8 protein-coding genes, 2 tRNA genes and 1 pseudogene are annotated in these 10,436 nt (G+C 67.9%); 8 read left to right on the top strand and 3 right to left on the bottom strand.

Annotated features, from left to right (window positions below):
• The first annotated feature begins 75 nt into the window (after positions 1-75).
• From QZV72_RS04005 to QZV72_RS03990, 4 genes are all read left to right on the top strand, one after another.
• A tRNA-Glu gene (locus tag QZV72_RS04005) sits at positions 76-148 on the top strand.
• Between the two features lie 187 nt (positions 149-335).
• Positions 336-1,160, top strand: coding sequence for a histidine phosphatase family protein (locus QZV72_RS04000; RefSeq protein ID WP_297005582.1), 825 nt, complete (start codon positions 336-338; stop codon positions 1,158-1,160).
• A 206-nt stretch (positions 1,161-1,366) separates the two neighbouring features.
• A tRNA-Glu gene (locus QZV72_RS03995) sits at positions 1,367-1,442 on the top strand.
• Positions 1,443-1,750: 308 nt separating this feature from the next.
• Complete coding sequence (locus tag QZV72_RS03990) at positions 1,751-3,124, top strand: aspartate aminotransferase family protein (RefSeq protein WP_297005580.1); 1,374 nt, start codon at positions 1,751-1,753, stop codon at positions 3,122-3,124.
• A 10-nt stretch (positions 3,125-3,134) separates the two neighbouring features.
• On the opposite strand, the gene QZV72_RS03985 is transcribed toward QZV72_RS03990, so the two are convergent.
• Positions 3,135-3,860 carry an IclR family transcriptional regulator gene (locus tag QZV72_RS03985; protein ID WP_297005577.1) on the bottom strand — a complete coding sequence of 242 codons (726 nt, stop codon included), beginning with the start codon at positions 3,858-3,860 and terminating at the stop codon, positions 3,135-3,137.
• 126 nt (positions 3,861-3,986) lie between these two features.
• Between QZV72_RS03985 and leuC the strand changes: the two are divergent.
• Positions 3,987-5,466 (top strand): annotated as a pseudogene (gene leuC / locus QZV72_RS03980) (3-isopropylmalate dehydratase large subunit).
• 12 nt (positions 5,467-5,478) lie between these two features.
• Positions 5,479-6,066 carry a 3-isopropylmalate dehydratase small subunit gene (gene leuD / locus QZV72_RS03975; RefSeq protein WP_297005575.1) on the top strand — a complete coding sequence of 196 codons (588 nt, stop codon included), beginning with the start codon at positions 5,479-5,481 and terminating at the stop codon, positions 6,064-6,066.
• Positions 6,067-6,085: 19 nt separating this feature from the next.
• Here the strand turns inward: leuD and QZV72_RS03970 are convergent, their stop codons facing one another.
• Positions 6,086-7,153, bottom strand: coding sequence for an NUDIX domain-containing protein (locus QZV72_RS03970; RefSeq protein WP_367119084.1), 1,068 nt, complete (start codon positions 7,151-7,153; stop codon positions 6,086-6,088).
• A gap of 77 nt (positions 7,154-7,230) precedes the next feature.
• Between QZV72_RS03970 and QZV72_RS03965 the strand changes: the two genes are divergently transcribed.
• Both QZV72_RS03965 and QZV72_RS03960 read left to right on the top strand, forming a co-directional pair.
• A complete protein-coding gene (locus QZV72_RS03965; protein WP_297005592.1) occupies positions 7,231-8,241 on the top strand; it encodes an NAD(P)H-dependent glycerol-3-phosphate dehydrogenase in 1,011 nt (336 codons plus the stop codon).
• Positions 8,242-8,262: 21 nt separating this feature from the next.
• A complete protein-coding gene (locus QZV72_RS03960; protein ID WP_297005573.1) occupies positions 8,263-9,360 on the top strand; it encodes a D-alanine--D-alanine ligase family protein in 1,098 nt (365 codons plus the stop codon).
• 15 nt (positions 9,361-9,375) lie between these two features.
• On the opposite strand, the gene QZV72_RS03955 is transcribed toward QZV72_RS03960, so the two are convergent.
• On the bottom strand, positions 9,376-10,383 hold the full coding sequence (locus QZV72_RS03955; RefSeq protein ID WP_297005571.1) for a DUF3515 domain-containing protein: 1,008 nt from the start codon (positions 10,381-10,383) through the stop codon (positions 9,376-9,378).
• Between the last annotated feature and the right edge of the window lie 53 nt (positions 10,384-10,436).

The following is a 10,436-nucleotide window of genomic DNA, read 5'->3' as shown; positions in this document are numbered from 1 at the left end:
TTATGGTACCGTCGTTCTAGGTTCGAGTCCTGGTAGGCCAGCGGAAGTATCCGCCGCGATCTTTCAGTTGTATATGCTCCGTTCGTCTAGCGGCCTAGGACGCTGGCCTCTCACGCCGGTAACACGGGTTCAAATCCCGTACGGAGTACAAATACAAAGGCCCTGCACCCGATGGTGCAGGGCCTTTGTTCTGGTCGTAGTCGCGCAGCAGTCCTGCCCCTCTCTCTGACCCGGTGACCGACCGCGTCGCCAGGGCCGCGGTTTCCTGGGGCCCGGTAGTTCTGTCGGTGAACGGTGACGGACGAATCCGGTCCGATCGGTCTACTCTGGGGCGCATGACCATGCCCAGGAACCTCGTCCTCGTTCGCCACGGACAGAGTGAGGCCAACGTCATCCAGAAGCGGGATAAGGCGGGCGATCAGCGACTCTTCACTGAGGAGACGATGCTTGTCGCCGACCGCTCGTGGCGGTTGACGGAGGCGGGGGTGGCCCAGGCCCGCACCGCTGGGCAGTGGATCAGGCGGAACATTGACACCTTCGACCGGTGTATCACCTCACCGTTCGTCCGGACCCGGGAGACGGCGGCAACTCTCGGCGTCCCGGATGCCGCCTGGGAGGAGAATCGTGTCGTCCGGGAACGCTCCTGGGGTGAGATCTCCCCGCTGCCCCGGGCGGTCTTCGAGGAGCAGTACTCCCACAATGCCCTGCTCAAGAGGAAGGATCCGCTGTACTGGGCGCCACCGGCCGGCGAGTCCATCGCCGAGGTCGCTGAGAACCGGGTGCGCAACCTGCTGAGCACACTGCACCGGGAGAGCTCGGAACAGAACGTCCTCGTCGTCTCCCACGGTGACTTCATGTGGGCGACCCGTCTCGTCCTGGAACGGTGGAGCGACGAGGAGTTCCTCGCCTACGACAAGGATCCGTCAATGACCATCCACAACTGTTCGGTGGTGCATTACACACGGATCAACCCGGACACCGGGGAGATCGAGCCGAAGATCCGCTGGGTGCGTTTCGCCCATCCACGCAGGAACCGGGAGACCGGTCAGTGGCGCATGCACGTCCAGGACTGGCGCAGCTTCGACCGCCGGTACTTCACGAACGAGGAACTGCTGGCGCAGGCCGAGGAGCAGGCGCGGATCCTCACCGCCGGCCGGTGACGCCCCCGACCGCAGGACGCCGGGACGGGCCGGAGGTCCGGGACAGGTATAACGGCAGCGGGGAATACGCGTGCACACATGTGGTGGGTGAGATGTCTGATGCAGGTCACCGCACCTTTCTGCGGCCGATTATGCGATGACTCCGTCGCTGCTATATAGTTCTCCCCGTTGCAGAGAGCGGTTCACGCCGGATTCCGTCAACAGATGCTCCGTTCGTCTAGCGGCCTAGGACGCTGGCCTCTCACGCCGGTAACACGGGTTCAAATCCCGTACGGAGTACCAGTTCATGAAGCCCCGCGCCGTTCCTACGGTGCGGGGCTCCTGTGCTCCCGGGGTGAGGTGGGGCAGGCTCGTGGAAACCCCGGAGGCTCGACGGTTCGGTGGGCTTCGCCCGCCTGCAGGGGTGAGATGCGGGGGCGGGGCTGTGGAAGAACTGCTGGACCGCCACTCTGTCCTGACGGTACCGTCAGTGAAGGTCCCGGTCGACACATTCACCGGGCCGCTTCAGCGGCAGTCAGACGCCAGGCCGGTCGGCGCCGCGCATTCTCACGGATCCCGGTGCCAGGCCGACCGGATGTCGGGAGACAGTCATGGCCTCTGCCATCAGTAGTGACCGCATCGCAGAACTCACCGCGATCGAGTCAGAGAAACTCAATGCCCGCACCCTCGGCTCGAAAGCGATGTTCGAGCGCGCGGGAAGGCACCTCAGCGGCGGTGTCGCCTCCTCCTACCAGCTGCGTGACCCGTGGCCGATCTACATCGACCGGGGCAACGGTCCGAAGGTGTGGGATGTCGACGGCAATGAGATGTGGGACTTCCACAACGGGTTCGGATCGATGATCCAGGGCCACGCCCACCCGGCGATCGGTCAGGCGATCGCCGACCGCTACCCCCGTGGCACGCACTTCGGCTGCGCCACCGAGGACGACATCGTCGTCGCCGACGATCTGGCGTCCCGCTGGGGTCTGCCCAAGTGGCGCTTCACCAACTCAGGTTCCGAGGCCACGATGGATGCGATCCGCATCGCCCGGGCCTACACCGGTCGCGATACCGTGGTGAAGATCTTCGGTTCCTACCACGGTCACCATGACACGGTGATGGTGTCGATCGGGGTGGAGTACGACCGGATCGGTGACCACGAGAATCTGGCGTCCCTGCCCTACGGTGCCGGGATCCCGGACGCCACCGTCCAGATGACTGTTCCGGTGCCGTTCAATGACGCCCCGGCGATGGAGCGGCGGATCGAGCGGCTGACCGGGGAGGGGAACAAACCTGCCTGCGTCATCATGGAGGCGGCGATGATGAACCTCGGTGTCGTCCTTCCGGAGCCCGGATATCTCGAAGCGGTCAGGGAGATCACCCGCAGGCACGGGATCGTGCTGATCTTCGATGAGGTCAAGACCGGACTGTGCATCGCCGCAGGTGGGGCGACCGAGAAATTCGGGGTGACCCCGGACCTGGTCACCCTGGCGAAGGCCCTGGGCGGTGGTCTGCCCTCCGGAGCGATCGGCGGCAGCGAGGAGGTCATGGCCGTCGTCGAGGACGGCAGTGTGTACCAGGTCGGGACCTTTTCGGGGAACCCGCTGTCGATGGCGGCAGCCCGCGCCTCACTGGAGCAGGTGCTCACCCCGGACGCCTACGCACACCTGGCACACCTCAATGACCGCATCGTCACCGGATGCCAGGGGGTCATCGACCGGTACGGTCTTCCGGGGTATGCCCTGGGTATCGGCTCGAAGGGCTGCGTCACGTTCTCGGAGGAGAAGATCATCGACTACGAGACCTACAAGGCCGGCCAGCGTGGCGATCTCGCCGATCTCGCCTGGCTCTACAACCTCAACCGCGGGATATTCATGACGCCCGGACGTGAGGAGGAGTGGACCCTGTCTGTCACCCACACCGATGAATCCGTCGACGCCTATGTCGCGGCCTTCGATGAGTTGGCGGCGGACCTGACCCGTTGACCCGGCCGGGTCACCGCAGGTGCTCCTCCAGATCCAGCGCCGCAGCCTGGAGCGCCTCGCGGTGACGGGCGGCGGGGGAGGGGCCCATCCGGTCGATCGGCCCGGAGATGGACAGCGCGGCGATGACACCCGTCGCGTCGCGCACCGGTACCGACGCACTGGCCAGGACCGGTTCACGCTCACCCATCGACTCGGCGATCCGGGCTACGCGGATGTGCTCCAGGTCGCCGGCGGTGTACATCGCGGTCTGGAGGATCTCGTCCTGGAAACTCTTCGGGGAGAAAGCGACGAGGACCTTCGCCGCGGATCCGGCGGCGAGCGTCATCCGGGCCCCCACCGGGACCGTGTCCCGCAGACCCAGGGGAGGTTCAGCGGTGGCGACGCAGATCCGCTCGGTGCCGGAGAGCTTGTAGAGTTGGCAGGATTCACCGGTGCGCTTGACCAGAGCGGGCAGGACGTACTCGGCGGCCTCGTCGAGGCGGGCAGAGGATTTCGGGGCCAGCTCGGCGAGGGCGGGACCGGCGGTCCACTGCCCGTCGTCCAGCCGGGTCACCATCCGGTGCTTCTCGAGCGCGACGGCGATACGGTGTGCGGTGGCACGCGGCAGGCCGGTGGTCTCGCAGAGTTCGGAGAGACTGTGCGGTCGTCGTGCGACGATGCCCAGGATCAGCAGCGCCCGGTCGAGGACCTGAATGCCACTGGTGACGGGTACCGGGACGTCAGAAGAAATTCCCATAATCTGATATACTACATTCCATTCAGTGGAACTGCCAGGACAGGTCAGGACAGGCTCCGGAGTGACTGCCCGGGGCCCCGCCACTCCTGCGGTCCACCGTCTGAAACTCGTGCAACAGCATCACTGATGAGGAGAGCAACCGTGAACGCTGTGACTCAGCAGAACCGGGGCACCACGCGACCGCACGGCCCCCGCACCCTCGCCCAGAAAGTGTGGGACGACCATGTCGTGGCACAAGGCGGACCCGGCGAGCCTGACCTGATCTACATCGACCTCCACCTTATCCACGAGGTCACCAGCCCCCAGGCCTTCGACGGTCTGCGTCAGGCCGGGCGGTCCGTACGTCGTCCCGACCTGACCCTTGGCACCGAGGACCACAACGTCCCCACCCTCGGCGTCCACACCGGAAACCTCCTCGAGATCGAGGACGGGGTCTCCCGGCTGCAGGTCGAGACGCTGCGGAGGAACTGTGACGAGTTCGGTGTCGAACTGCACCCGATGGGTGACCCCGACCAGGGCATCGTCCACACCGTCGGCCCTCAGCTCGGCGCCAGCCAGCCCGGCATGACCATCGTCTGCGGCGACTCGCACACCTCCACACACGGCGCCTTCGGCTCGATCGGCATGGGCATCGGCACCAGCGAGGTCGAGCATGTCCTGGCCACCCAGACACTGCGGCTCAGGCCGTTCAGGACCATGGCGATCGAGGTCAGCGGTGAACTGCAGCCCGGTGTCACCGCCAAGGACCTCATCCTCGCCATCATCGCGAAGATCGGCACCGGCGGCGCCCAGGGGCACATCATCGAGTACCGCGGCGAGGCGATCCGGAAGCTGTCCATGGAGGGCCGGCTCACGGTCTGCAACATGAGCATCGAGGCCGGTGCCCGCGCCGGCATGATCGCCCCCCGACGACACCACCTTCGACTACCTGAAGGGACGCCGCTTCGCCCCGACCGGCACCGACTGGGAGGATGCCAAGGAGTACTGGCGCTCGCTGGCCACCGACGAGGGTGCGGTCTTCGACACCGTCGTCGAGATCGACGGCTCCGCGCTCACGCCCTTCGTCACCTGGGGCACCAACCCCGGTCAGGGCCTCCCGCTGTCCGGCTCCGTGCCGTACCTCGAGGACATCACCGACGAGACCGAACGGGTCGCCGCCGAAGCCGCCATCACCTACATGGGCCTGGAGCAGGGTACCCCGTTGCGTGACATCGCCATCGACACCGTCTTCCTCGGGTCCTGCACCAACAGCCGCATCGAGGACATACGTGCCGCCGCCGAGGTCCTGCGTGGACGCCACATCGCTGACGGCCTGCGGATGATGGTCGTGCCGTCCTCCACCCAGGTGAAGAAGCAGGCGGAGGAGGAGGGGCTGGACAGGATCTTCCTCGACGCCGGGGCCGAATGGCGCACCGCCGGCTGCTCCATGTGCCTGGGCATGAACCCCGACCAGCTCTCCCCGGGTGAGCGGTCGGCGTCCACCTCCAACCGCAACTTCGAGGGACGTCAGGGCAAGGGCGGGCGCACCCACCTGGTCTCCCCACCGGTCGCCGCGGCCACCGCCGTGGCGGGGCACCTCGCGGGTCCCGCGGATCTGGACAACTGAGGAACAGGAACCATGGAAGCATTCACCACCCACACCGGTGTCGCGTGTCCGCTGAAGCGGTCGAACGTCGACACCGACCAGATCGTCCCCGCCGAATACCTGAAGCTGGTGACCAGGACCGGTTTCGAGTCCGGCCTGTTCAAGTCCTGGCGCACCGACCCGGAGTTCATCCTCAACCAGGGGCCCTACGTGCACTCCTCGGTGCTGGTCGCCGGGCCGGACTTCGGTACCGGTTCCTCCCGTGAACACGCCGTGTGGGCGCTGCTCGACTACGGCTTCCGCGTCGTGTTCTCACCGCGCTTCGGCGACATCTTCCGCGGCAACACCGCCAAGAACGGCCTGCTCGCCGGCGTCATGCCCGAGGAGCAGATCGAACTGATCTGGAAGCTTCTGGAGCAGCGTCCCGGCGCGGAAATGACCGTTGACCTGGACTCGCAGACCACGACCCTCGGCGAGCACGTCTTCCCCTTCGAGGTCGACGAGGACACCCGCTGGCGGCTGCTCAACGGCCTCGACGACATCGGCATCACCCTGCAGGACGCCGACGCGATCGCCGCCTACGAGCGCACGAGGCCGGCGTTCAAACCGGTCATCCGGTAACGGCCCCGCGGCAGCCGGCTCAGCGCACCGGTAGCGGGGACGCCAGGTAGTCCGCGCCGAGCAGCTTCTCGGCCGCGCTGAAGTGCAGGACCCACACCGACCCCTTCTTCGAGCGGACGTCCTCGAGCTCCGTGCCGGTGTCCGCGGCCAGCGCGGTGACCACAGCAGGGATCACGACGCCCTGGGAACAGATCTCACTCACGGGGGCGGTGGAGGCCCTCACCAGGGCATCCATCACGGTGCGGGGACCGTTGTCGAGCGCGGCGTCCCCGAGGGCGTGATCCACCACCGTCTCCAGACCGAGCGCCTCCGCGGTCGGGCCGAGAGTGTCGGTGCACCGGTCGAGGTCGGCCGAGCTCAGTGACCGCACCCCGTATCCGCGGGCGACCCCGATGAGGGCCTCAGCCTGGCGGTGCCCCTTCCGGGTCAGCGGGCGCAGCTGGTCGTCACCTTGCCAGCCACGGCGGTCGGCGGCCTTCGCGTGACGGACGTAGAGCACCCGGCGCGACACGCCGAGCGACAGGCGCTCGCACGCCGCGGTGATGACCTCACGGTCGGTGTCGTAGGTGCACAGCCGGGCGGCTTCGCCGGGGGAGACCCACCGCAGTTCGCCGACCTCGTCGGTGTCCTCCGGGGTGGGCTCGGAGTGGTCGGTGACCTCGGCGGTCCAGTACCAGACCACCTTGGTTGATCCGCCGACCGGGTAGTGGACGTAGCCGAGTAACCACCCGAGGGTCGAGGCGTAGCCGGTTTCCTCGGCGAGTTCGCGCACGGCTGTCTGTACGATGCCCTCGCCCTTGTCGACCTTGCCCTTGGGCAGGGACCAGTCGTCGTAGCGGGGGCGGTGGATCACGGCGATCTCCACCGCGTCCTCTGCGGCGGTCTCCGGTGCCACCGGATCCGCGACGGTGAGTCGGCGCCACATCACCGCCCCGGCGGCGAAGACCGGGTTGACGAATTCGTCGGCGGGAGAACTGCCGATTCGAGAGACCACGGTCTCGGAACCACCTCCCGGGTTCCGGGACGCGACGGACGTGGACAGGTCACCGATGCCGGAATGGCTGATCACGGGAGTTACCTTCTTCATGGACGGCAGTCTGGTTCAATGTACAGCGTACCGATCCAGATGACGATCCAGACGACGAGGACAGGAGAGTGGGCCGTATGGTGCAGGTCGCGGTGATGGGAGCCGGTTCCTGGGGGACCACGGTGGCGAAGGTCTGCGCCGACGCCGGCAGTGACGTGACCCTCTGGGCGAGGCGCGACGAGGTCGCCCGGGAGATCAACGGGGGCGTCGACGGACGTCACACCAACTCCACCTACCTGCGCGAGGTGGAGCTCCCCGCGTCGCTGACCGCCACCACCGATCCCGCGGTGGCGCTCGGCGGGGCGCAGATCGTCTTCCTCGGCGTGCCGTCCCAGACGATGCGCACCAACCTCGCCGCCTGGCGTGACCTCCTGGGGTCGGACGCCACCCTCGTCAGTCTCACCAAGGGGATCGAGCACTCCAGCCGGCGCCGGATGAGCCAGGTCATCGCCGAGGTCGCCGAGGTCCCCGAGGACCACGTCGCCGTACTGTCCGGGCCGAACCTCGCCTACGAGATCGCCCAGGCACAGCCGGCGGCCACCGTCGTGGCCTGCGCTGACGCCGATCGAGCTGTCGCGGTCCAGGAGGCGACCGCGGCCCCCTACTTCCGGCCGTACACGAATGACGACGTCATCGGCTGCGAGATTGCCGGCGCCTGCAAGAACGTCATCGCCCTGGCCTGCGGCATGGGCGCGGGGATGGGGCTGGGACACAACTCGACCGCCACGCTGATAACCCGCGGCCTCGCCGAGATCACCCGGCTCACCGTGGCGCTCGGCGGATCCGAGCGCACCATGGCCGGGCTCGCCGGCCTGGGGGACCTCGTGGCGACCTGCAATTCCCCGCTTTCACGCAACCGTACCTTCGGTGAGCGCCTCGGCCGGGGGGAGAGCCTCGACCGCGCCCGCGAATCGACCCGCGGACAGGTCGCCGAGGGCGTCATCTCCTCGATCTCCATCGCCGAGATCGCTGCGACCGCGGGGGTGGACATGCCGATCACCGACGCGGTCGTGGATGTCTGCCACCGGGGCGGCAGTGTGTCGGACGCGGTGCGCTCCCTGCTGGGCCGCACCAGGAAAGCCGAGTGAGCCGACTGTAGACTCACCGGCGTGAGCAACACTGAAACGACTTCACCCGCGTCCCGTACCGTCGTCGCCGTTCTCTACGGCGGCCAGAATTCCGAGCACAGCATCTCGTGTCTGTCCGCCGCCGCGGTGATGAGTCACCTCGACCCGGACCGTTACGAGGTCGTCCCGGTCGGCATCACGCAGGACGGTCAGTGGGTCAGGGGCACCACCGACGCCGACGCCCTGGCCGCCCACGGCCGGGACCTGCCGACGGTGAAGATGTCCCGTGGCGTCACCCTCGTCCCCGGGCGGAGCGCCGACGGCCGTGGCCAACTGCGCTACGGTGACGGCTCTCTCTACGCCGAGGTCGATGTCGTCTTCCCCGTCCTCCACGGCCGCAACGGTGAGGACGGCACCGTCCAGGGCGTCATCGAACTCGCCAACGTCCCCTACGTCGGCAACGGCGTGCTGGCCTCCGCCGCCTGCATGGACAAGCAGTACACCAAGCTCATCGCCCGCGCCGCCGGCGTGCCCGTCGGCGACGAGGTCGTGCTCACCGAGCAGCGTGACCTCACCGACGACGAGAAGGAGCAGCTCGGCCTGCCGGTCTTCGTCAAGCCCGCCCGCGGCGGCTCCTCGGTCGGCATCTCCAAGGTCACCGACTGGGCGGACCTGGCGGCCGCCGAGAAGGAGGCCTTCGCCCACGACAACAAGATCCTCGTCGAGGCCATGCTCCACGGGGTCGAGGTCGAGTGCGGTGTGCTGCAGTACCCCGACGGAACCGTCCACGCCTCCCAGCCCTCCCTGCTCACGGGTACCGAGAACGGCCCGGAGGGCTTCTACGGCTTCGACACGAAGTACCTCGACGACATCATCAGCTACGAGATCCCCGCCCCGCTGCCCGAGGGCCAGGTCGACGCGGTGCGTCGCTGGGCCGTGGAGACCTTCCGGGCACTGGACTGCGAGGGCCTCGCCCGGGTGGACTTCTTCGTCACCGAGGACGGCCCCGTGCTCAACGAGCCGAACACCATGCCCGGTTTCACCCCGATCAGCATGTACCCGAAGATGTTCGAGGCCACCGGGGTGGCCTACCCCGAACTGCTCGACATCCTCATCGCCCGCGCACTGGTGCGCAGGTAGCCCCGGCCGGGGCGCTCAGTTCCCGGTCTTCTCCATCGTTCCGGCGATGATGCCGCTGAGCTGGGGGAGGACCGTGTCACCGATGTTCAGCGGCAGCGACACCGCCACCGTCGCCCCGTATCCGAGGGCGTACCAGGACCCGACGGTCGAGCCGTTGGCCAGTGCCGTGTCCTCGAACCAGGGCACCTCGTCAACCTGGGTGAGCCGGGCACCGGCGGCGTAGGATGCCGGCATCGCGACCCCGCACCGCACCACGACCGGCTCTGCGCCGGGCGCGGCCCACACCGCCACCCCCTCCAGTGGCGTTCCGGCGTCGGCGCCGGCGGTGGTCTCCCTGATCCGGTGGTGGTCACCGAAGGCGTCCGGCAGGGCGTCCGTGAACTCCGTGCAGGACGCCGCACCGCGGTCGGGCCGGAGGTCCGTCAGTGCCACGGAACGTGGGGCGGGGGCGTCCCCGTGGGCATGGTCGGCGACGGCCCGGCCGAACCCGTCGAAGTCCACGGCGTCGTCCAGCGACGTCCCGGCGTCCGGGCTCCCGGTCACCGCCACCACCGGGGTGGCGCTGAGGGAGTACCAGGTGGACAGGGCTGACCCGGTGGTGGCGTCGTCGACGCGGAGCCAGTCCGTGCCGCCGTGGGAGATCAGCGAGCTCACCTGTGAGTACTGGGCCGGCACCGACACCCCGCAGCGCACCGTCAGCTCGGCGCCGCCGGAGTCACGGTAGGCCGCGGCTCCTGCAGGGGCCGGATCCGTCACCCCGACCGACCGGTAGTCGGAGGTCCGGTCCGGCAGGGAGTCGATGATCGCACCGCAGGTGGCGGAGTCCGCGTCCGGCGCATCCACCGGCCCCATCGACACCTCCGTGTACACGTTGCGGTCGACGAGGATCCTCGCCCCCGCCAGCACCGCGATGACGAAGACCACCGCCAGGACGAGCGCGAGGACCGTGGTCGTGCGGCTCAGTCCGGAGGTGCTGCTACCCTGATCAGTGACTTCCGGGGAACCGGGACGCTGCTCTGCCATGACCCCGATCATACGGGCGGCACCGACGGCGACGACTAACGACTACTGCCTAG

Source organism: uncultured Corynebacterium sp. (assembly GCF_902782855.1).
Taxonomy (GTDB): domain Bacteria; phylum Actinomycetota; class Actinomycetes; order Mycobacteriales; family Mycobacteriaceae; genus Corynebacterium.
This window is presented reverse-complemented; position numbering and strand designations above follow the sequence as displayed.